Here is a 23,387-nt window from a genome sequence, read left to right as displayed (position 1 = left end):
GGTATATCCAATTGTTTATACTAGTCTAATAGTGGGTGTTGACAGAAAATTGTATTTATAGAGTGAATTACTTACATGAAAAACAAATATCCACCTGCTATAATCTTTTGGACATTATTTTAAGGATTTTGAGAGGTAGTAAGGAATATAGTGCACAGAGGGGGTAATAAGGTGGAAAAGAGAAAGTTCAAATGGAGAAAGTGGCTCATCGTCATTGCAGGAATCGTAGCGACTTTAGCAATCGTAGCTTTTATCGGATTTACATGGTTTATGAATAAATCTAAGCCGATAATTGATGGTGAGTTAGCAGTCAATATTTTAGATCAGGATGTGAAGGTTACAAGGGATGACAAAGGGATTCCTCATATTTTTGCAAAGACAGATGCTGATTTGTATCGCGCGCAAGGTTATGTTCAAGCACAAGATCGATTGTTTCAAATGGATTTAGCAAGAAGACAGGCGAGTGGCCGATTATCAGAGATTATTGGAGAAGCGACGATAAATACGGACAAACATTTTCGTACTTTTAGCTTACGCAATGCCGCTGAGAAATCACTCGCGGCTTATGATGAGGAAAGCAAGCAAGTATTAAAGTGGTATGCAGAAGGGGTAAATGCATTTATTGAACAGGCTAAGGAAAATAAAACTTTAAGCTATGAATTTTCTTTATTGGGCTACGAGCCAGAGGAATGGTCCGTCGTGGATTCTTTAACGATTGGGAAGTATATGGCTTATGATCTGGGGGGGAATTGGAATACACTTGCCTTCCGACACTGGGCTTTACAAAATTTTGATGAAGATAAGGCGAAAGAATTATTTATTAAATATCCTGAGAATGCCTCATCTATTATTGAGGCAAATATTCAAAATCCTGTTGCGGTAGTAGGGCAATTTAATCCAAATCTATTGCCTAATGAATTTAATGGCAGTAATAACTGGGTTGTTTCTGGAGAGAAAACTAAATCTGGCACACCTATTTTGGCGGATGACCCTCACCTAGGTTTAAGTACTCCATCTATTTGGTATCAGATGCATCTGCAGTCCCCGCAACAAAATGTTAGTGGTGTCATTTTTGCAGGAATTCCAGGTATTATTTTAGGTCATAACGATGATATAGCATGGGGTGTAACAAATGTTGGCCCAGATGTGCAGGATTTATATATTGAAATACCAAATCCTAATAATTCCACACAATTCCGCTACGATGGGAAGTGGGAGCAGGCCGAGATACGTGATGAATCTATTAAAGTGAAGGAAGGAGAAACTGTAGACTTTGAAGTGGTTGTGACACGCCATGGTCCAATTATGACGGATCTGGCATTCAAAGATACCAAGCCAACTGCACAATTTTCAATGCAGTGGACAGCACTTCAGCCGACTGCGGAATTACGTGCAGTAATTGGTTTTAATAAAGCGAAATCCTGGGATGACTTTGAAAAAGCTTTAGAAGACTTTAAGGCCCCTGCGCAGAACTTCGTTTTTGCCTCGAAGGATGGCACAATTGCTTATAAAGCAAATGGTCAAATCCCTATTCGTAAGATAGGCGATGGTCAATTGCCAGTTCCAGGTGATTCTAGTGACTATGGTTGGGAGGGTTTTATTCCATGGGATGAGCTGCCAACAGTAGTGAATCCAAAGGAAGGCTTTATTGCGACCGCTAATAATCAAGTGGTAGGAGAGGAATATCCTTATCACATTACAGATTTCTGGGCTCAGCCTTACCGTTTTGAACGGATTAAAGAAGTACTTGAGGCGAATGATTCGATAACGGTTGAGGATATGATGAACTTGCAAATGGATCAACATAATCTCTATGCAAGGGAATTCCTTCCTAGTTTATTAACATCGATAAAAGCGCAAGATCAGGATGGTAAGTACGCAGAGGTTATCGCTATGCTAGAGGATTGGGATATGGTTGATGCTAAGGAATCAGGAGCACCACTCGTATTCCATACACTGATGACCAAATTACAGGAAGTATTGTTTAAAGATCAAATGCCTGTAGATATGTACAACATCATGCATGGGAAATTTAATATTACAGATCAGCTTTTACGGACGGCCTATGCAGGTGGTAAGAGTATTTGGATAGAGGAGCAAGGTGGGGTTGATGCAACCGTTTACAAGGCACTTGAGCTTACTATTACACAATTAGAAGATCAATTTGGTAAAAATGTTTCTAAGTGGACATGGGGCGATTTTCACCAGCTCACTTTTAATCATACTTTAGGAGGTGCTTCGCCAATTTTAGCTGCCTATTTTAATGCTAAAAAGGTGCCAATTGGCGGCTCCAAGGTGACGGTACAGGCTGCAGATAATGATCTTTCTGGTAATGTGGATCATGGTGCTTCTTGGCGTTTTGTTGTGGATGTGGGTGATTTAGGCTCAGCCTATCATATTGTTGGACCTGGTCAAAGTGGTCATATAAAGTCGGATTGGTACCAAGACCAAGTAATTGATTGGGCAAATGGTGATTATCATCAAACTTTTGTAAAACAGGAAGATATTAAAGGTAAAACATTAAATTTAAAAGCGCAGTAACAAAAAAGATTAGCGTACTTATAAAGTACGTTAATTTTTTTTACTAGGATATAAATCACAACATTCAAACATTCATTTGAATAAGATGGAATAATATGTTACATTGAATACAATCAAACGAATATTTGAATGAGGTGAAAGACTATGCCGAAAGAAATTTGTGAGGTGACGCAAGTACATGAAGAAGCTGTCACCAAGGTACAACAACAAATGCCTGATTTATCAGGGGTAGCAAAGTTTCTAAAAGCATTATCTGATGAAACAAGACTTAAAATTGCCTTTGCTTTAACGGTGGAGGATGAATTATGTGTTTGTGATGTAGCATCGATTATTGGCTCGTCAGTCGCAACAGCATCACATCATTTACGTTATTTAAAAGATAATAATTTAGCAAAGTCACACCGCAAAGGGAAGCAAATGTATTACTCTTTAGCGGATGAGCATGTATTTCAAATTGTAACAATTGCCTATGAACATGCGAAAGAGGGGATTGCGAATGGTAGCGACGCCAACTAAACAAGAATACAGATTGCAAAATCTTTCCTGTGCCAGCTGTGCTGCGAAGTTTGAGAAAAATGTAAAGGCCATACCAGAAGTGGAGGATGCACAAGTCAATTTCGGTGCTTCTAAAATAACAGTAGTCGGTAACATTAGTGTGAATCAAATTGAAGAAGCAGGTGCTTTTGATGGGATCAAGGTGTCCCAATCAGCAGTGAGAGCAGTTGAAAAATCTATACCTTTTTACCGTAAGAAAGAAAATATTTTGGCAGGGGTATCTTTGTTCTTTGTCATACTAGGATATTTATTTGTTTCTATTCAGGGAGAGACCAACCCAATCCCGATAGCCATGTTCATCATAGCGATTCTTGTAGGGGGAATGGGTATTTTTAAAACGGGCTTCCGTAATTTAGCTCGCTTTGAATTTGATATGAAGACCCTTATGACTATCGCTATTATTGGCGCTGCTATTATTGGGGAGTGGGAAGAGGCGGCAGTTGTAGTCTTTCTATTTGCTGTAAGTGAAGCACTTGAAGCCTATTCCATGGATAAGGCAAGACAATCTATACGAGGGTTGATGGATATCGCTCCACCAACAGCTATCATCAAAAGAGCACATGGTGAACATTTTCATGAGCTTGAACTGCGGACGGAAGACATTGAGATAGGAGATATTTTAATTGTAAAGCCTGGGAAAAAGATTGCGATGGATGGTATTGTCATTAGCGGGTTATCTGCAGTGAATCAAGCAGCTATAACAGGTGAGTCTATTCCGGTGAATAAAACAGTGAATGATGAAGTATTCGCAGGTACATTAAATGAAGAGGGCGCGCTTGAGGTTCGTGTGACAAAGCGAGTAGAAGACACAACAATTGCTAAGATTATTCATCTTGTAGAAGAGGCACAGGCAGAGAAAGCCCCTTCTCAGCAATTTGTTGATCGATTTGCCAAGTATTATACACCAGCTATTATAATTATTGCTTTTTTAGTAGCTATCATTCCACCTTTATTTATGGGTGATTGGCAGCACTGGATTTACCAAGGTTTAGCGGTGTTAGTAGTAGGATGTCCTTGTGCACTCGTTGTTTCTACACCTGTGGCTATTGTCACTGCGATTGGCAACGCAGCAAGACAGGGTGTCCTTATTAAGGGCGGTATTCATTTAGAACAATTAGGACATATTGAAGCGGTAGCCTTTGATAAAACAGGTACATTAACCGAAGGACAGCCAGCAGTCACAGATATAGTGACAATGGAAGGTTGGTCAGAGGACTATGTACTACAGCTTGTAGCTGCAGTAGAAAAACAATCTCAACACCCTTTGGCAAAAGCCATATTAAATAGATTACATGATAAGAATTTATCTGAGCTAGTGCCTACTGATTTCCAATCAGTCACAGGCAAAGGAGCCTTTGCAACGGTTGATCAGCAGATTATTTATGTAGGTAGCATGAAATGGGCTTCGACACTAGGTTCTATCGATAAAAATATAGAAAATCAGGTTAAAAAACTGCAGGAACAGGGTAAGACAGTAGTAGCAGCGGTTTCGAAAAGCCAACTCATTGGATTAATTGGGATTGCTGATCAATTACGTCATGAAAGTAAGGATGTATTGCTAAAATTAAAAGCCCTAAAAGTTAAGCATATGGTGATGCTAACAGGTGATGCAGAGCCTACTGCCCAAGCTATTGCTACATCATTACAGGTAACAGATGTGCGTGCTGGTTTATTACCAGAGGAAAAATTAATGGCGATTAAAGATTTACGTGCACAGTTTGGAGCCGTAGCAATGGTTGGAGATGGTGTAAATGATGCGCCAGCATTGGCAACTGCAAATGTAGGAATTGCAATGGGGGGAGCAGGTACAGATGCAGCTCTCGAGACAGCGGATATTGCCTTAATGGGTGACGATTTAACAAAGCTCCCATACACCATTGGCTTAAGCAGAAAAACACTACGTATTATCAAAGAAAATATTATTTTTGCCCTAGCCTTAAAATTAATTGCGTTGCTGCTAGTTATCCCCGGATGGCTAACGTTATGGATTGCAATTTTTGCAGATATGGGCGCAACCTTATTAGTTGTTTTTAATTCATTAAGACTAATAAAAGCAAAAAAGTAGTAGGTAAGATGTGATTTAACAGGAAAAAGCAGGAGATTAATCTTACTTTGACACTACTAATTTTGTGCGAATAGATGCTACTAGTGATTCTTGAAAAAGAACTTTTTAAAGGCTATTATAGTTTCAGGAGTAATGTAAGCATTCAATATAAATGAGGCGAAAGTTTGAATAAGTCAGATCCTATTTTAGTAAATGTTACAGAAGAGATTGTGCGTGGTTTAGTAAGCTTTTTACTACGAGGACCGGAATATCAAACATTTTGTAAATGCGAAACCTGTGAACTCGACACGGTGGCACTTACACTAAATGCATTGCCGAGTAAGTATGTTACATCAATGGAAGCTAGAGACGAGGCATTTAAGGAAATGAATACTCCTGAAAGTATTGAGCGCATTAACAAAGAGATTATTCACGCGTTACATGTGGTAAATAAGTATCCTCGACACAAAGTGGAGCCTACTTCTTAAATGAAGAGGCTCTTTTTAAGTTGTACAGGTAGTGATTTTCTGGCATATGTATTTTCAGTTAACTTTTAAGCCAAGCTTGTAGTAAACTAGAGAGTAAGAAAAGGAAAGAGAGGGAAAAAGATATGCCAACACCTAGTATGGAGGACCATATCGAACAAATTTATTTACTCATCGCTAACAAAGGATATGCGCGAGTGTCTGACATTGCTGAAGCATTATCTGTTCTTCCTTCTTCTGTTACAAAAATGGTTCAAAAATTAGATAAAGATGGTTATTTAGTTTATGAAAAATACCGTGGACTGACATTGACGCCGAAAGGTGAAAAGCTTGGTAAGCGTCTTGTGCAGCGTCATGAATTGCTCGAGCAGTTCTTACGAATGATTGGTGTGGATGAAGAGCGTATATATAATGATGTTGAAGGAATAGAGCATCATTTAAGTTGGAATTCAATCGATCGTATAGCAGATCTTGTGCAAGTAATGGAAGAGAATCCAGACATCGTGAAAAAATTAGAGGCATCAAAGACACAGCACAATCTATAAAAAGATGGTGTGAGGGAAAGGGAGACAATATGGACGCATTAAAATCAGGTGAAGTCGTTACATTAACGGTATTAGAGCAACAAACATCCAAATGGATTTTAACAAATGGAGTTGAAGAACTACCTTTAAATGCTTCAGAGGTAACAGAGCCGCTAACAGTAGGTGATCGCCTTGAAGTATTTTTATTTGTAGATCGACGAGGAGACCTAGCCGCTACAACAGCTATTCCAGCTTTTACACAAGGGGAATATGGTTGGGCAAGAGTGCTAAAAGTAGTAGAACGTGAAGGGGCTTATGTAGATATTGGTTCCTCCCGTGAAGTATTAGTAAAAGCAGAGGATTTACCACCATTAAAAGAGGTGTGGCCGGTTCCAGGTGATCATTTATTTATGACACTACGAACAGACCGGAACGGTGATTTATTTGGGCGATTAGCAACGGAAGAGAAGATTTCTGAGCTATATGAAGGTGCATTTGAAGATTTGCATAATAAAAACATTCAGGCACGTCCATATCGTTTGTTACCAGTTGGCTCGTTTTTACTAGGTGTAGAACATCCATATCGTATTTTTGTACATGAATCAGAGCGCAGTGCGGAGCCACGCTTGGGACAAGATGTAGTAGTTCGAATTATTGATGTAAAAGAAGATGGCTCCATGAACGGTTCTCTTTTGCCACGAAAACATGAGCGTCTTTCCGATGATGCACAGCAAATTTTGAGCTATCTACAGGATGTTGGGGGCAAAATGCCATTTGGTGATAAGTCTTCTCCTGAAGAAATTCAAGAAATGTTTCATATGAGTAAGGGTGCCTTTAAACGTGCATTAGGAACATTGATGAAAGCTGGTAAAGTGAAGCAACAGGACGGCTGGACGGAAGAAGCCTAGTGGACGATTGATAAACCAAAGACAAGCGATAAGAGACATCCTTGAAACCTTCTCTTCTTTTTTACGTACTAATAACTGTATAGTGGTATACATTATACGGGCTAATTATGAGGTTTTATCGAAAGGGGTCACACGATTTGAAAAAAGCTTGGATTAAAATTCTAACAGCTACTATGTTAGTATTCGGTGTGATGGCACCAGCAACAGGGTTTGCAGCTGATAATACGCCTCCGAAAGCAATTGATGAAAAGTTAGGCGTACCGATCGTTGTATATGGGGCAAATTTATCTGAAGCTGAAAAAGAATCAGTAAAGAAATCATTAAAAGTAAGTGAAGAGCCTGAAATCGAAGAAATAACGGTATCAGGTCAGGATTTAGTTAAATACATTAAAGATAGTAATTCAAGTTCCCGCATGTATTCTTCTGCTAAAATTACGCGTAGAGATGCAGGGGACGGTCTAGTAATAGAAATTGTCACACCCACAAATATTACACAGGTGACATCTGAAATGTACGCGAATGCCATGTTAACGGCGGGGATTGAAGATGCCACAGTACAGGTGGCTGCACCTAAGGCGGTAACAGGGCATTCAGCGTTAGTAGGTATTTACAAGGCCTACGAGGTCACTACAGGTGAAACGCTTGATATTGAACGAACAGATGTAGCAAATGAAGAGTTATCAGTTGCAACATCTATTGCTGAATCTGCAGGTGTGGATGATGCAAAGGTTGCTGAATTACTAACCGAAATTAAAAAGCAAATTGCTGAAACAAAGCCAGCTACACGTGAAGACGTTGAAAAGATCGTTCAAGAACAATTAAACAAGCTGGAAATTAATTTAAGTGAAAAGGACCGTCAATTGCTCGTAGATTTGATGGATAAAATCAGTAAACTGGATATTGATTTTAGTAAATGGTCTGAACAGTTAAACGATATTAGTAATACGATTCAGGAGAAGTTTGGCTCTCTCATGGAGGATAAAGGATTCTGGGAAAGTGTGAAAACCTTCTTTGCTAATCTAAAAGATACTATATCTTCTTGGTTTAACTAACAATGAAAAATAAAAGAATCTGTCATACTCATTTACTAGAATGAGTGGACAGATTCTTTTTATTTAGAAGAGTCGCAAGCTTTGTGAAAAAACAAAAAGCTATGGTACTATGAATAAAAGGAGTGGTGAGAAATGGAATTCCAATTACAGCAATTAGCAGGAAATAAATTTGCATTTTTGAATGAGCAAGCAGGGGAAAGGCTTGCCGAAATTACTTGGCAGCAAAATGGGCAAGTAATGGTAATGGATCACACATATGTATCAGATAAGCTCCGCGGTCAAGGGGTGGCCAAACAATTGCTTGATCAGGCAGCCCAATATGCACGTCAACACGACTACAAGATGGAAGCTGTTTGTTCCTATGTAGTAGCTGCCTTTGCCAAATCAGATGCATATAATGATGTAAAACGATAAAATAAAGGCAATCTGCTTATAGGTAAGCGGATTGCCTTTTAATTACTAAAGTAAATCATTTAAGCAGCTCCTTACAAAAGAATGACACCATAAATTAGTATGGTTAAAAGGCCTGCCCCACCTACTAATGAAGCCATATCTACCCAATCGTACGCTAAATCGAATTCCTTCATTATAATCACGCTCCTATTTTAAGTATTAATTCATTAATTCCCATTACTTGCTTTTTGTAATCATAAATAATTATATAATTATGATAAATGTCGAAAATTATACTGAATTTTAATAGAAGAATGATAAGTACGGCGGATATTAAGCAAGTATACTTCTTATTTATATATATATGCAGATAGAGATAAAAAAATAAATGTTTATTCTTCTAAGAATAGGGAAAAACTATAGTACAGAGCTAGTTTCTATATTTTTAGGAGGTAATAAATATGGCTAAACGAAAAGGAACAGGTGTTGTCATTGCAGGATTAGCGGGATTAGCAGCATCTTATTTAAGTAAAAAAGAGAACCGTGATAAAGCACTATCGATGTTTAATAATATGAAATCAAGATTAGAATCTTATCTGACAACAGGGCCGGATATGCATGACAATATTGCAGAACGCGTATCAACAGAGGTGGCAACAGAGGCTGGTACTTCTCCAACGAAGATTGCCTCAAATGAGATGGTAGCTGAAGGTGGAGGACATACTGGTGTCCACTTCTATAATGAGGAAATTCAAGACAAGGAAAAATAACCAAAAAACCTTCTCATCTATGTATGAGAAGGTCTTTTGTGTGGGAGTAGGATTGCTATTGCAAATATTAATAATATAATTCCCGTAAAGATAAAGCCGCTAATCACTCCAAGTGATAGCCATCCTAACAAGGAAGACCCTATTACTACACCAAGAGAGAAAAATGCATAGAAATAACCATATGCTTTTCCTCGTATTTCAGCGGTTGTGGAATCTATTAAGAGTGAATTTATGGAAGGGAAAAGGAATCCAAACCCTACTCCATAACATGCCATTGCTAAGTAAAGTAAAGAGCTAGAATCCGCTTGGCTAATTAATAATTGGCTTAATCCCATTAATCCAATACCAAGTGACAATGTTTTTAGGGGATTTACTTTATCAAAAATACGATTAGTTGGTAATAGAAAAACGAGTACAGCGATAATACCAAATGTGCTCATCAATGTGCCACTTAAACGGGAGTCAAAGCCTAAAGATTGGACTTTGAGCGGTAGAAGATAGGCGATTACACCTTGTGAAAACATTAAGAAGAAGGCTCCTGAAAATGCCTTTAATGTTCCTGGATTATTAAAGAATACACTTATCGGAATATATGTACTTGGTGCCGATTTCTCTTTTTTTACTTGATTTGCTCTTAGTAAAAAGAAAGAAAGGATCCCTAATATAAGCATAAAGCTTGCAGTGATGTTAAAAACGAATGGGACACTTGTTCGGCTTGCTAGAATGCCACTAAAAGCAGGGCCAATAATGGCAGCAATACCAACAAATGCGCCAGATATAGCACTGCCCTTACCTCTTTTTTCGTGTTCGGTAGCGTTTGCTAGAAAGGTAAAGGCGGCAGGTACAATGAAGCCTGCAACAAGTCCATGAATAAATCGGACTCCTAAAAGCGCAATAGGCTCCTCTATTAAGTTATAAAGTGTTAACGATAAACCTGTTGTTAAGAGACCAACAATGAGTATGATAAAAGGTCCTTTGCGATCCGTTAAAAAGCCTGAAATGATATTACCAAATGTATTGGATAACGAATACATACCTACTGCAAGGCCTGTAAGGAATGCTGATGCTCCTAAAGACTCTGCATATGTACTCATAACAGGTAGCTGGGTAAATAGGTCGAAAAAAGAAAAGAAAATAATGACATAAATAAATTTTTTCATAGCTCCTCCCATGAATTAGAACAAATTAGTAAGTTAGTTGCATATATTCCTATTATAACATTTCCAATAAAAAAGAACGCCCAATAAGTTTTCACTTAGTAGGCGTCCTGAAAATTGAAGATTAAGCTTTTGAAACTTCTTTTTTCATTGTTTTGTTTTTAGCAAGGTTTACATGCCAAGAAAGTGCTTCCTCTAAAAGGTGAGGTGTTTGATGGCTACCAGTTGCTTCGACAGCACGGTTGTAGTAATCCCATAATTGCTCTTTATAATCTGGGTGTGCACAGTTTTCAATAATTAAAGGTACACGTTCTTTTGGTGCAAGACCACGTAAGTCAGCGATACCTTGTTCTGTTACGATAACATCTACATCATGCTCAGTATGGTCAACGTGAGATACCATTGGTACGATAGAAGAAATTGCTCCACCTTTTGCGTATGATTTTGTAACAAAAATACCAAGGCGTGCGTTACGAGCGAAGTCTCCTGAACCACCGATACCGTTCATCATACGAGTACCAGAGACATGCGTTGAGTTTACGTTACCATAGATATCTAACTCAAGAGCTGTGTTGATTGAGATTAGACCCAAACGACGGATAAGCTCAGGGTGGTTAGAAATTTCTTGTGGACGTAAGCAAATTTTATCAGCATATTTTTCTAAATTGCCATATACTTTTTGCTGTAATTCTTCAGTCAGTGTAATTGAAGTGGCAGCGGCAAATTTAACTTTACCTGCATCGATTAAGTTAAATACTGCATCTTGAAGTACTTCTGATGCCACGATTAAATCTTCAAATTCTGAATCTGCAAAGCCATCAAGTACAGCGTTTGCAACAGAACCAACACCAGATTGTAATGGCATTAATTGTTTTGTTAAACGACCTGCTTTAATTTCATCGCTGAAGAAGTCTAATAAAATGTTTGCCATAGTTTGTGTTTCTTCATCTGGAGGTACGATTAATGAAGGAGCATCTGGCTCTTCAGAAATAACAATTGCTTTAATTTTAGCTGGATCCACTTTAATACCGATATCACCAATGCGTTGCATAGCGTCTGTCATTGGAATAGCTTCACGCTTACCTTGTTCACCAGGTACATAAATATCATGGATGCCGATTAAGGCTTCTGGGTGTGAAATGTTTAACTCGATAATAATATTTTCTGCATATTCTGCAAAGATAGGTGAGTTACCTACAGAGTTTGTTGGAATAATTAATCCATCTTCAGTAATAGCAACCGCTTCAAGAATTAAATACTTGATTGGTCCGATAATTCCTTGGCGCACTAGCTCAGCATTATGAGAAAGGTGAGCATCTACATATAAAACATCCCCAGAGTTAATTAAATTACGGATACCAGCGTCTCCTTGGAATGGTCCACGTTTACGAATGGCACCAGCTTCTGCTAAGTACTTATCCACTTCTGGTCCTAATGATGCACCTGTATATACATCAATTTTGAATTCTTCATTTTTAGCTCGCTCAACTAAAGCCATTGGCACAACTTTTGCGTCCCCAGCACGAGTAAAACCACTCATCCCAACTACATCACCGTTAGAAATAAGTGCTGCTGCTTCTTCAGCAGTGACAATTTTACTCTCAAGTTCTTTTAAACCTAGGCGTTTTTGAACATTTGCATCCATAAAAAAATCCTCCCCTAAATAATTTTGATGGAAACCGATTACAAAACTAGAAAAAACATTTGAGAATTTTCTGTTTATTCAGTTGTAGTATGACTCCAACCATTTGAATAATACTATCACCAAATTGTCACAATTACTTTATGAATAGCATTAAATTGAGTAAAAAAAGGAAAATCGAGCATTAAGATGATTTTTCGACAGAGAAAACGTTTTATTGTAGAGCTGTATAAATATAGGTGATTTACACATTAAAACTATGCGAAAATTGTTAATAGGGGACAAAAGGAGGTTTCATAGGCATCAAAAAATACAGCGAACAATCCACATACATTGCTCGCTGTACTTATAATTAGAAACCTAAAGAACGACGGAAGTAGCTTGCATAGCGTTGGCTAACAGGGATACGAGTACCATCTTTCATAATTAATAAAAACGTTGAGTGAGAATCTGGTTGAATTTCATCGATGTAGTCAATGTTAACGATGTAAGAGCGGTGACAACGAATAAATGAATCAGGTGCTAAAAATAGCTCTAGATCACTTAGGTTTAAACGGTGATAACCTTCACGAGACATTGTTTTAACAAATGTTTTACGGAGCTGTGTTTCTAAATAAATTACTTGATCGTGCTTAATTGGGTACCAGCAGTCATCGATTTTAATTGTAATGTAGTTTGTTAAGAATGCTGATGGTTTTTGCGGGAAGATAGCAGTAATAGCTCCTTTAGTTTCGCCTTCCTCCATTAAAGGAATACTCATACCGTAATAGGCTACACCGAAAACATCAGGTTCGATGTAAGAGCTAATTTTTTGACCATAGCTTAGGGCTTTGTGAGCCGCTGAACCTTCTTTAATAGGATCGCCTGGTTTAATCTTTAAATCAACTTTTTTACTTGGCTGGTAATACAAATACTCATTGGTATCAGAGATAGCAATGGAAGTATTCTCTGGGAAGAATTCCTTAATGATCTCCATAATTTCTTCTATTTGTTTTGGTTCCACTTTAAACACCTCGTCTAAACTTTTAAAAATAGTATTATCATCTATTTTACTACATAATCGTATAAATTATATAGAGAAGATTTAGGAATAAAATAGAAAAATGTCGATTGACTCATTATAATGGTGTAATTTGTCTTGTATAATTTGTAAATAAATTTATATAATGACTAATTTATTTTGATAGGTATATGGTAAAATTTAATTGTTAGGATTAAGTTTACAAGGTTTCTACTATGTCTATGTGATAAATTAGAACTAGAGTAGCAATTAAAATGTGGTTGAAAGGAAATCGCAGAATATGGTAAAATTCACTGTATAGTCTATTTTCTTGTGTTCTGGTGTTTAAGTTAGGTTATTTATAAGGTTGTTTTTTTGAAAAAATGTGAAATAGGACTCAGTTCTTAAGATAAATTAATAAATACTATTTTCTTATTTTTATTCAATTGGGATTGATGTCAAATATTGTAATGCAGTTCGTGCACTCTGAGGAAAGATGGGGAAGATTATGCAACTACATCAACATTCTATGTCAGAAACGATTTCCAAAAGATACTTCCAAGAAATCGATAATATAAATCAATATATCGGCGTCGAAGAATTTTTTAATATTGAGTCGAAATTAATTTTTGAAATTTACCATTTAGAATCCGCCAAAGCGAAGAAATCTTTACATGAGTTAATTGATATTCTTTCAATTCGTTTTGGTAAACAGGTCATAAAAATTGTTCGAGGTTATTTTTCTGTTTTGTCTTCGATTGTTGCTCGAAAATTGCTAGACAATCAAGTACCTTCGAAAAAGGCATTTGCTTTCAATATTGCTTGTAATGACATGATTGAAAACCAAATGAAAGACGCAGAATTTTTGCAATTTGCCGATGATTTAATTGATTTCTTTGTTTATTTTATTGCAGATCGCAAACAACCGACTTTCCGACATCAAACTGTCAACAAGGTGATCATGTTTATAAATGATGAATTGGAGAATGATTTAACCGTGGAAAGTATAGCTAACAACTTCCATATAAGTACTAGTCATTTATCGCGTATTTTTAGAGAACATGTAGGTATTACACTAGTTGAATACTTAAATGTTCGACGTGTAGAAGAGTCACAATATTATTTACGACATACAAACAAAAGTATTACATCTATATCTGATCAATTCCATTTCTGTAACCAAAGTTATTTTACACGAATCTTCAAAAAATATACGGGTGTTACGCCAAAGCATTTTAGAGATGAACTTCATCATGAATTTTATCGATTTGAAATGGCTGAGACAGAATTACAAAATGCATAGCTTTTGAATAAAAAAATAAGAGGTGCGGAGATGTTTAGTCATATTGCTAAAGCTCGCACCTTTTTTTTATGAAAATAACAAACATAAATAGTAGCACTTGCTATTTGATAAAGACAGACCCTATAAGGTATACTTCACAGTAGTTGATAAATTATAGTAGGTGGAAAAATGAAAAATTTGAAACTATTTTCAATGCTTGGGCTAGCTGTTTTTGTTCTTAGTGGCTGTCAAGCAGTGCAAAACAAAGAAGGTATTTTCTATAGTATTTTTGTAAAACCTATGGAATTTTTACTGGAATTTTTCGGGAACGATATCTTTGCAGGTAGTTATGGTTTAGCAATCATTGCGATTACCGTACTCATCCGTTTAGTCTTAATGCCGATTATGTTGAAAAATTATCGTCAACAACAATTGATGAAAACAAAAATGGATGCGTTTAAGCCTGAGATGGAAGCAGTTCAGAAAAAAATGAAAGAAGCTAAGACAAAAGAAGAGCAAACGCAATATCAACAAGAAATGATGGCTCTCTATCAAAAGCATGGCATTAATCCATTAAATATGGGATGCTTACCAATGTTAATCCAAATGCCAATTATTATGGGTCTTTATTTCTCGATTTTATATTCAACAGATGTGAAGTCACATGAATTTTTATGGTTTAGCTTAGGGTCACCTGATATCGTCATGACGATTGTAGCGGGTGTTGTATATCTCGTTCAGGCACGAGTATCATTATGGACTGTACCTGAGCAGCAAAAAGCCCAAATGAAAATGTTTATTTATATTTCACCAATTATGATTGTCTTTATTTCAATGTCATCAATGGCAGCATTACCTTTATATTGGTCAGTCAGTGGTGCGTTGTTAATTCTTCAAACATATATTGGCCGTAAATATTATTCGCAACATCCAGAAAAAGCAAAATAATTCATTCATGTCGAGGCGCCTTTGTTGCCTCGATTTTTTTAGGGGGACAACATGATGAACAGAAAATGGCTATCATCAATTTTAGTCGCTATATTTAGTATTGCGGCACTTGTATTTATTATTATAGGGAAATTTAATTTCGCTGTACTTGCAATGACGATTATGTTTGCCTTGTCCAATGGCTTTAGAGCAAAAAGTTTTGAAGAACAAGGTTATGGAAAAGAAGCAAAATGGATGAAATATATGGCGATCTTTTTTGCGGTAGCTTCAATCATCGTATTCATCATTATTCTTACAGACTAATATTGACAAAATATCAAAAGAATTTCACACCTGAAAATGTGAACAGTGCTAAAATGAGATTATATCAATCAAGTAATAAAATAAGATAAGATAAGTATTTACAGAGGGAGGACTTACTCTTTTCGTATGTGCTATTTTTAAAAGGGGCATAAATAGTGAAAAACAATCGTCTTTTGCTCATCATGGGTGCTTTGATTTCTGTGGCGTTAATCGTATCTATTTTTGTAGTTTACAACTATAAAAATAATCAAGTAAATAATGCATCTGATGAGCAACCAACATCTACTGAAACAAACAAATCAACAGAGCAAGATTCTTCTAAAACAGAGAAGACAGACATTACACCGGGAAAACCTGAAAAGCCAGAGCAGCAACCAGACGAAAATGGCTATCTACCTAATCAAACTTTACCTACCGAACCAACTTATATAAAAGGCATTCTGCTAGCAAATAAAATTTATCCGCTTCCATCTACCTTTGCACCTGAGGAAAATCCAGAAGCAAGACAAGCACTAAATCAAATGCTAGAGGCTGCCAAGCAACAAGGGTTTGATTTAGTTGCTTTTAGCGGTTATCGTTCTTTCGAATATCAAACAACACTGTATAACAACTATGTTAATCGTGATGGACAAGCAGCTGCAGATCGATACAGTGCTCGTCCAGGCTATTCTGAGCATCAAACAGGCTTAGCGTTTGATATAGGAGAGCGTGGAAAAGAAGATGTATGGCTGACAGAGGAATTTGGTGAAACACCAGCTGGGCAGTGGCTATTTGCGCACGCTCAAGAGTATGGGTTTATACTGCGATTCCCTCAAAACAAAGAGGAAATTACCGGCTATATGTATGAGTCTTGGCATTATCGTTATGTTGGTAAGGATATAGCTCAAGAAATTGCTACGCAAAGCATTACACTAGAAGAATATTTAGGTGTGAAATAAAGAAAGGAAGAGAGGCGGTTCTGCGCGAACAAGCTCTCTTCCTTTTTAGTTTATAGGATAGGGGTTAATAAACGAGATATTGATTCTTTAAATTTGATTAATGATGAACGGTTTTGGTACATCTCCCACGTCAATTCTGTACAATCAAAAATATCCTTTTCAAACAGCTCTGCCAGCTGATGTGAAATATTGGCATCATAAATAAAGGCATTGACCTCGAAATTTAAGCTAAAGCTTCGTACATCGATATTAGCTGTACCAACAGAGGAAGCTTCATCATCGATAATAATTGCTTTGGCATGAATAAAGCCCTTTTCATAGATATACACTTTTGCTCCTGCTCGAAGTAATTGCCCAACATAGGAATATGTAGCCCAATAAACAAACATGTGATCTGGCTTGTTAGGGATCATAATTCGTACATCGATACCTGACAATGTTGCAATTTTTATGGCATCTAAAAAGCTTACATCCGGAATAAAATAAGGCGTTTGAATATAGATATACTTTTGGGCCATGTTGATCAACTTTAAGTAACCAATCTTAATTTGCTCCCAATCTGAGTCTGGTCCGCTTGATACAATTTGTAAACCAACATCACCTTTTTTGGGGATAGCAGGGAAGTAGCGATCTGAGTAACCCATTTTTTGCTGGGAGCTTGCTTGATTCCAATCTAATAAAAAGCGTGTTTGGAGTGGATGTACAGCACTACCTTCAATGCGTAAGTGTGTATCTCTCCAATACCCAAACTTTTTTTGTAAGCCTAAATATTCATCCCCAACATTAAAACCTCCGATATAGCCAATGCGGCCATCAATGACAACAATTTTCCGGTGATTTCTAAAATTTAAACGGGGATTAAGGAGTGGGAAGATGGAAGGAAAGAACACTTCTACCTCGCCTCCGGCATTAAGCAATTCTTTAAAATGACGCTTCTTCACATTACGTGAGCCCATCTCATCATAGAGGAGGCGTACCTTGACACCTTGCTGCGCCTTTTTAATTAGCGCATGAACGATTCGTGTTCCTAAATCATCAAGGCGGAAGATATAGTATTGAATATGGATATGGTCCTTAGCTGCTTCAATATCTTTAAGGAGCTGTTCAAATTTATTGGCCCCATCATCAAAAATATCTAGATGGTTGTCCTGGGTTAAAACGGCATTGTTTGTTCTAAGGTGCATGTAAATCATCTCTTGATAATTTTCGGCATTTGAAATGCGAAACTCAAATGTTTCATCACGAATGGCATTCATTTGATAACTGATGAGCGTATCAATACCGATATCTTTACGCCCTTCCCAACGGAATAAATGTTTTTTTCGTAACTGTCTTCCAAGTAATAGATACAAAATAAATCCAACTAATGGTATGAAAAATAGCACGAGAATCCATGCCCATGTAGATGTAGCATCTTTACGTTCTAAAAAAATGATAGTCATGGCTAATAAAATATTAAAAAATAAAGTTAAAGGAACTAAATATTCTATATCTGTAAAAATGCTCATTCCTACACCTGCCTTTACTATTGATAATAACATACTTAGTATAGCCTACTTCAAATGAGGAAAGAAGATTTTAAGTAGCTAGTTAGCATAGAAAAGGATTATCTCTATGACTTTTTAGAGATAATCCGAATTGCTTGTTAATAATTCTCTCGAACCATTTATGAATGTTAATCAAAACGCAATGATTTTTTAGAGGCTTTAAAGATGAAAATTAAGCTAATAGAAAGAATGGCGATTACTGCTGATGTATAGTAACCGAGACTTCCATGCATTGTAAATAACCAGGTAAAAAATAGCGGGCCAAGTATGCGCCCTAGATTATCCATGGAATATGACAGTCCAGCAGCTGTTCCATATTGCCCGCCAGATTCTTTAGAGGACAGTGATACAACACATGTTCTAGCAAGTGCATTTCCTGCTGTAAAGACACATAGTGCTAGCCCTGCGATAAATAAGTTAGCGGTTAATGTGAATAAAAGCATCCCCACGGCTGTTACAATTTGTGCACCGATTAACCAAGTTGTCTCACTGCCATTTTTGATACGGCGAACGACACCACCCTGTATCGCGGCATCAACAAAGCCACTAAACATAAATAAATAACCAATTTGTAATGGTGTAATTTGAATTTTTTCGATTTGGAACAATTGGAATGTTGCTTCTACACCGGCCAACATAAAAGTTACTAAAAATGAAAACATAAATAAGTAACGCACACGATATTGAAGCATTTTCCCAGCGCCTTTTGGCACAATAGCACGTTTATTTGAATCTTTTCGTTTTTCAGGTTCTTTTAAGACGAAACTTGCATAAATAAATAATAGTCCAATTAATATAGCTGATGCGATAAACGGTAATTGCAAGCTAATATGCCCTAACATTCCACCAATTGCTGGACCAAAAATAAAACCTAGACCGATGGACATACCCATAAAGCCCATATATTTATTACGTGTCTCCTCGCTAGACATATCTGCAATAAATCCTGTTACAGCCGTATATAATGCTCCTGAAAATAATCCTCCTACGATACGGGAAACATATAAAATAGCTAAGTTATCAATAAATAATGAAAAAATAACAAAGCTTAGGCTAAAACCAATTAGTCCCGTTAAGATTAGCTGTTTACGTCCTACCTTATCTGATAACATGCCCCAAAGGGGTGCAGTGAAAAAGCTAGCTAACGAATAGACGGTCAGTAAGCCACCGACGTGGAGATTATCCCAATTTTGCTGCACAATAACCTCTGGTAAGACAGGAATAATAATGCCAAAACCTAGGTAAACGAGGAATTGAACAGACATTAATAATAAAATTGCCTTTTTCATAAAGTTCCCTGCTTTCATACAATATTTCAATATGTATATTCTAACCCCGTTGTTCTTGCTATTACAAGAAAACGGAAGGAGAAACATGGATAGACGACATTTCTGTTGTTGAGAAAAAAAGTAAATGAATAAAATAAGAGGGTTTAGGTTAGTTTATAAATGTTTGGTGGTGCATAGGGCAGGGTATAAAAAATTACACTGTCACAAAAAAGAAAAATTTTAAAGTAAAGTTAAATGGTATGATAAACTTGTCAGACATCATACTCATAGAAAAATGAAACTTTTTTGGCAATTAAACGTTATATAAAATCGAGGAAAGATTGAGGTGGAATGTATGAGGAAAGAAGTAGATTTGAAAAAGATTGTTTCGAATTTATCTAAGTTGGGTGTAACAGCCACTGTAACAAAGTCTCGACTAGAACTTTTAAAAGTGCTAACACCACCAACGCAGACACCGCAAGTTCAAGCTTAACTCGTTTAAAATAGAAAAAGGGAAGTCTCCGTAATAGAGGCTTCCCTTTTTCTATTTTTAATCATCTTCATCATGTGTAGTAAACATGTACGTCCGATAGTGGAACCTCATACTAAAGACTAGTCCAATAGCTAAAGCATTCCCCATTAATGAACTACCACCATAGCTTATGAATGGAAGTGGAATACCCGTAATCGGTAATAGTTGAATCGTCATTCCTATATTCTCGAACACATGGAATGTAATCATAGCAATAATACCAGCACAAACATATGTTGAGAATGGATCTTTCAATAAGAGAGTAGTTTTTGTTAAATGATAAATTAACAGGAAGAAAATGCAAATAACAATACTTGCCCCAATAAAGCCCCATTCCTCACCGATTACAGTGAAAATGAAATCGGTATGGTTCTCTGCAACATAAACTTCTCGATTTCGAAAGCCCTTACCGAAAATTTCACCTGATCCAATAGCGTTGAGTGATGTGATTAAATGGTATCCATCACTGGAAGAATAGGAGTAGGGATCTAACCAAGAATATATTCGAGCAAACTGATACGTTTTAAAACCGAATGTTTTCTCTAAGAAATCTTGCATATAGAGAGCCATCCATAGTAATGAACCACCTGCTACAACGCCACCTAAAAATGTAGGTAATATTATTTTCCATGAAATACCTGCTACAATAATAAGGGCAGCGGTAATGGCGAAAAATACAAGTGCTGATCCAAGGTCTGGTTGTTTCATAATAATAGCTAATGGCACGAAAAGGGTTAAAGCAATTTTTCCTAATAATAAGAAATCTGTTTTTAATGATTTTAGTGAATAGACTTCGTGGTGCTTACTAATTAATCGTGCCAATGCTAAGATGTAAAATGTTTTCATAAACTCAGAAGGTTGAATATTTCCAAGCGGTGTATGGTACCAGCTTTTTGCACCATTAACCGGTGCGCCAATTTGACCTTCTCCTTCAGGCATAAAAATAAGCAGTACCAATAAGGCAATCCCTGCTCCATACATATACCATGACATTTTTTTATATTGATCTGGCTCAAAAAACATCACTATACCAATAATTACTGCACCAATTACATACCATTGCATTTGTTTTGGAACGTAGTTAATGCCATATTGACCGGATGTTTGGGCAGATGCAATAGCTAACAAACTAATGACTAGAAACGTGAAAAGAATAAAAGCAAGGGTCCAGTCAAAACGATTTGCGAAATTTCGTTTATTTTCCATAAAATCCACCTAAATTAAAATAGTATCTCAATATGAGTAAATATAATGCGTTTCTTCCATTTTCGTTTATAATGTTGAAAGAATAGAACAAATTCAAAATCAGAAAAAACTAACGTCTACTGATTAAGCTTGCAATTTGCTTCGAACGTTGTCAATGGAACTTTTAAGCAAATATTTTAACTCATTGAGTAATCGAAAACCTGTATGCAAATGCATGTTTAACATTCCTATTATAACGCAAAAAACACTTTTATGCCTGCGTATATAGTTGTGACGACAATTAACATAAAATGTTTCAAAAAAACCGAGTTTAGTCTTATAATGTAGTGAAGAATGGGGTGATGGTTGTGGCTAAAAAATTAAAGTCAGCTGATGATTTTATGTATCATATTTATGTTCATATGAATGACGTTGATAAATTTGTCATTTTTAGCGGGTTGAAATTCTCGCAATTTGCGGCTGCGCTTGAACCACTGCATCACTTACTTTTATTAAAACATTCCTATGAAGAAGGTTCTTTTAATATGCATACGCAATTTGAATATGTATTGGATGAAGAGGTACCCCATTTTGTAAAGAAATCGGCTGAGTCCAAGGAATTATGTTGGATCGATTTTATGGATGAGAAGAGGCTAGACCATCTAACACCCATGGAACAAGGGGAATTGCTTTACATAAGTCATAAAAAAGAACCGATTACATCTGCATTTTTTAACAAATTGCAAAATAGATTCGTCTATTACTCTTCAGATTTAGAAAAAATGACAAAAATTTACTTCCGACATTTAAGTGATTCGGATTTATTGGTAGCAAATGTTTTTAATAGTTTAATTCGAGAAAAGGAACGTAGCTCTGGATTTTGGCGTCGAAAAGTAAAATCGAGTATCCCTACTATTTCACCTGATTTCTTGCGTTCTTATCGATCATTTGCTAAAGACGGTGCATTATTATCGTTGTACCGTATTGAAAAACCAAAAGTTGCATATGGGATAGAAGTTCGCAACCTGTCAGAATATTCTTTTCCTGATGAAGTTTGGGACGATTTAAATACCATTTTGAAAACAGAGCACGATGAATTGATTTATATTATTTAACGAAATATACACTCAAATCTCACCGTCGAACATTACGGTGGGATTTTTATGTCATTTGTCAAGACGTTTCGTGATAAACTAATAGTACTCAAGAAGTATGTGGAGGGCACAAAAATGAAAAAAAGAATCGGTTTATTATACGGCGGAAAGTCAGCTGAGCATGAGGTATCATTATCAACAGCTCGTGCAGTCACTGGTGCTTTGAATTTCGAGGAGTATGAAGTATATCCGATTTTCATAACATCTGAAGGAGAATGGCGACGCGGAAATCGTTTAGAAAAGCCTGTAAGTACTATCGAAGAACTACAATTCGGTGATAATACTACAATTTTAGAAAATAATATTACTGATTTTTTAATCGATGAACATGGCAATGCAGTGCAGTTCGATGTTGTTTTCCCATTACTACATGGAACAAATGGTGAGGATGGAACTGTGCAAGGTTTATTAGAAGTTCTAAATCTACCCTATGTAGGAAATGGGGTTTTAGCATCTTCTGCTGGAATGGATAAAGTAGTTATGAAGCAATTATTCGAGATTGCTGGTTTACCACAAGTGCCCTATACGTACTTTATTCGCAGTGAGTGGAAGAATGAACAACAGACTATCATTGAACGCTGTGAAAAAAGATTGACTTGGCCAATGTTTGTGAAACCTGCAAATTTAGGGTCAAGTGTTGGGATTAGCAGAGCAACAAACCGTGATGAATTAATAAAAGCAATTGAGGTTGCCTTACAATACGATCGTAAAATTGTGGTCGAGCAAGGTATCATCGCTCGTGAAATAGAACTTGCCGTATTAGGAAATGATTATCCGGAAGTTTCGGTACCAGGTGAAATTAAACCGGTTACAGAATTTTATGATTATGATTCTAAGTACAAGGATGGCTCCACAGCACTTATTATTCCAGCTGAGTTACCAGAGGAAACTGAATCGAGCTTAAAAGAACTGGCAAAACGGGCTTTTAAGGCGATTGATGGTAGCGGTTTAGTGCGTGCCGACTTCTTTGTAACAGCTGATAATAGTGTTTACATTAATGAAGTAAATACATTGCCTGGTTTCACGCCAGTAAGTATGTATCCATTACTTTGGCAACATACAAATGTAAGCTACCCAGAGCTGATTAATCGTTTGATTACATTAGCCATTGAACGTTTTGAAGAAAAACAACAGCTTCACTATAAAAAAGACTGAGTGG

Annotated in this window: 22 protein-coding genes; 16 read left to right on the top strand and 6 right to left on the bottom strand. The window is 36.7% G+C overall.

Annotation, left to right across the window (positions count from 1 at the left end; genetic code table 11):
* The first annotated feature begins 171 nt into the window (after nucleotides 1–171).
* From AC3CH7_RS19455 to AC3CH7_RS19415, 9 genes are all read left to right on the top strand, one after another.
* A complete protein-coding gene (locus AC3CH7_RS19455; RefSeq protein WP_012295814.1) occupies nucleotides 172–2,541 on the top strand; it encodes a penicillin acylase family protein in 2,370 nt (789 codons plus the stop codon).
* 144 nt (nucleotides 2,542–2,685) lie between these two features.
* Nucleotides 2,686–3,057: an ArsR/SmtB family transcription factor gene (locus AC3CH7_RS19450; protein ID WP_008177117.1), complete on the top strand. Its 372-nt coding sequence runs from the start codon at nucleotides 2,686–2,688 to the stop codon at nucleotides 3,055–3,057.
* Nucleotides 3,038–5,161, top strand: coding sequence for a heavy metal translocating P-type ATPase (locus AC3CH7_RS19445; RefSeq protein WP_488381838.1), 2,124 nt, complete (start codon nucleotides 3,038–3,040; stop codon nucleotides 5,159–5,161). Before AC3CH7_RS19450 ends, AC3CH7_RS19445 begins: the two co-directional genes overlap by 20 nt.
* A 164-nt stretch (nucleotides 5,162–5,325) precedes the next feature.
* A complete protein-coding gene (locus AC3CH7_RS19440; RefSeq protein WP_031416504.1) occupies nucleotides 5,326–5,628 on the top strand; it encodes a late competence development ComFB family protein in 303 nt (100 codons plus the stop codon).
* Between the two features lie 122 nt (nucleotides 5,629–5,750).
* Nucleotides 5,751–6,170, top strand: a complete 420-nt coding sequence (gene mntR / locus AC3CH7_RS19435; protein WP_008177112.1) for a transcriptional regulator MntR — start codon at nucleotides 5,751–5,753, stop codon at nucleotides 6,168–6,170.
* A 29-nt stretch (nucleotides 6,171–6,199) separates the two neighbouring features.
* Nucleotides 6,200–7,057 carry a CvfB family protein gene (locus tag AC3CH7_RS19430; protein WP_012295811.1) on the top strand — a complete coding sequence of 286 codons (858 nt, stop codon included), beginning with the start codon at nucleotides 6,200–6,202 and terminating at the stop codon, nucleotides 7,055–7,057.
* 137 nt (nucleotides 7,058–7,194) lie between these two features.
* The gene (locus AC3CH7_RS19425) at nucleotides 7,195–8,109 is read left to right on the top strand and encodes a DUF1002 domain-containing protein (protein ID WP_012295810.1); all 915 of its coding nucleotides are present in this window, start codon (nucleotides 7,195–7,197) and stop codon (nucleotides 8,107–8,109) included.
* A 132-nt stretch (nucleotides 8,110–8,241) separates the two neighbouring features.
* Nucleotides 8,242–8,523: a GNAT family N-acetyltransferase gene (locus tag AC3CH7_RS19420; RefSeq protein WP_012295809.1), complete on the top strand. Its 282-nt coding sequence runs from the start codon at nucleotides 8,242–8,244 to the stop codon at nucleotides 8,521–8,523.
* Nucleotides 8,524–8,963: 440 nt separating this feature from the next.
* Nucleotides 8,964–9,272: a hypothetical protein gene (locus AC3CH7_RS19415; RefSeq protein WP_008177106.1), complete on the top strand. Its 309-nt coding sequence runs from the start codon at nucleotides 8,964–8,966 to the stop codon at nucleotides 9,270–9,272.
* Nucleotides 9,273–9,289: 17 nt separating this feature from the next.
* Here the strand turns inward: AC3CH7_RS19415 and AC3CH7_RS19410 are convergent, their stop codons facing one another.
* The 3 genes from AC3CH7_RS19410 to AC3CH7_RS19400 form a co-directional block, all read right to left on the bottom strand.
* Nucleotides 9,290–10,432 (bottom strand): MFS transporter, encoded by a 1,143-nt coding sequence (locus AC3CH7_RS19410; protein WP_031416502.1) that lies wholly within the window; start codon nucleotides 10,430–10,432, stop codon nucleotides 9,290–9,292.
* Nucleotides 10,433–10,553: 121 nt separating this feature from the next.
* Nucleotides 10,554–12,074: a succinyl-CoA:acetate CoA-transferase ScpC gene (gene scpC / locus AC3CH7_RS19405; RefSeq protein WP_031416501.1), complete on the bottom strand. Its 1,521-nt coding sequence runs from the start codon at nucleotides 12,072–12,074 to the stop codon at nucleotides 10,554–10,556.
* Nucleotides 12,075–12,423: 349 nt separating this feature from the next.
* Nucleotides 12,424–13,074, bottom strand: a complete 651-nt coding sequence (locus AC3CH7_RS19400) for a LytTR family DNA-binding domain-containing protein (RefSeq protein WP_008177095.1) — start codon at nucleotides 13,072–13,074, stop codon at nucleotides 12,424–12,426.
* A 505-nt stretch (nucleotides 13,075–13,579) separates the two neighbouring features.
* Between AC3CH7_RS19400 and AC3CH7_RS19395 the strand changes: the two genes are divergently transcribed.
* The 4 genes from AC3CH7_RS19395 (at nucleotide 13,580) to AC3CH7_RS19380 (ending at nucleotide 16,542) form a co-directional block, all read left to right on the top strand.
* Nucleotides 13,580–14,374 carry a helix-turn-helix transcriptional regulator gene (locus AC3CH7_RS19395; RefSeq protein WP_031416499.1) on the top strand — a complete coding sequence of 265 codons (795 nt, stop codon included), beginning with the start codon at nucleotides 13,580–13,582 and terminating at the stop codon, nucleotides 14,372–14,374.
* 168 nt (nucleotides 14,375–14,542) lie between these two features.
* Nucleotides 14,543–15,301, top strand: coding sequence for a membrane protein insertase YidC (yidC, locus tag AC3CH7_RS19390; protein ID WP_012295804.1), 759 nt, complete (start codon nucleotides 14,543–14,545; stop codon nucleotides 15,299–15,301).
* A 51-nt stretch (nucleotides 15,302–15,352) separates the two neighbouring features.
* On the top strand, nucleotides 15,353–15,604 hold the full coding sequence (locus tag AC3CH7_RS19385; protein ID WP_012295803.1) for a hypothetical protein: 252 nt from the start codon (nucleotides 15,353–15,355) through the stop codon (nucleotides 15,602–15,604).
* 155 nt (nucleotides 15,605–15,759) lie between these two features.
* Nucleotides 15,760–16,542 (top strand): M15 family metallopeptidase, encoded by a 783-nt coding sequence (locus AC3CH7_RS19380; RefSeq protein WP_488381837.1) that lies wholly within the window; start codon nucleotides 15,760–15,762, stop codon nucleotides 16,540–16,542.
* Between the two features lie 50 nt (nucleotides 16,543–16,592).
* On the opposite strand, the gene cls is transcribed toward AC3CH7_RS19380, so the two are convergent.
* Together cls and AC3CH7_RS19370 are read right to left on the bottom strand one after the other, a co-directional pair.
* A complete protein-coding gene (cls, locus tag AC3CH7_RS19375) occupies nucleotides 16,593–18,050 on the bottom strand; it encodes a cardiolipin synthase (RefSeq protein WP_031416497.1) in 1,458 nt (485 codons plus the stop codon).
* Nucleotides 18,051–18,217: 167 nt separating this feature from the next.
* Nucleotides 18,218–19,378, bottom strand: coding sequence for an MFS transporter (locus tag AC3CH7_RS19370; RefSeq protein WP_488381836.1), 1,161 nt, complete (start codon nucleotides 19,376–19,378; stop codon nucleotides 18,218–18,220).
* A gap of 334 nt (nucleotides 19,379–19,712) precedes the next feature.
* On the opposite strand from AC3CH7_RS19370, the gene AC3CH7_RS19365 reads away from it, so the two are divergent.
* Entirely contained in the window at nucleotides 19,713–19,850 is a 138-nt protein-coding gene (locus tag AC3CH7_RS19365; RefSeq protein ID WP_164908744.1) for an Lmo0850 family protein, read from the top strand.
* 57 nt (nucleotides 19,851–19,907) lie between these two features.
* Here AC3CH7_RS19365 and AC3CH7_RS19360 read toward each other — a convergent pair whose 3' ends face one another.
* Nucleotides 19,908–21,095 (bottom strand): FtsW/RodA/SpoVE family cell cycle protein, encoded by a 1,188-nt coding sequence (locus AC3CH7_RS19360; protein WP_031416494.1) that lies wholly within the window; start codon nucleotides 21,093–21,095, stop codon nucleotides 19,908–19,910.
* A 341-nt stretch (nucleotides 21,096–21,436) separates the two neighbouring features.
* On the opposite strand from AC3CH7_RS19360, the gene AC3CH7_RS19355 reads away from it, so the two are divergent.
* Entirely contained in the window at nucleotides 21,437–22,189 is a 753-nt protein-coding gene (locus tag AC3CH7_RS19355; protein ID WP_036162361.1) for a hypothetical protein, read from the top strand.
* A 114-nt stretch (nucleotides 22,190–22,303) separates the two neighbouring features.
* Entirely contained in the window at nucleotides 22,304–23,383 is a 1,080-nt protein-coding gene (locus AC3CH7_RS19350) for a D-alanine--D-alanine ligase (protein ID WP_031416492.1), read from the top strand.
* The last annotated feature ends 4 nt before the right edge of the window (nucleotides 23,384–23,387 follow it).

Source organism: Lysinibacillus sp. F12, from assembly GCF_057773605.1.
The sequence above is the reverse complement of the archived record's forward strand: the minus strand, read 5'-3'. Positions and strand labels throughout refer to the sequence as shown.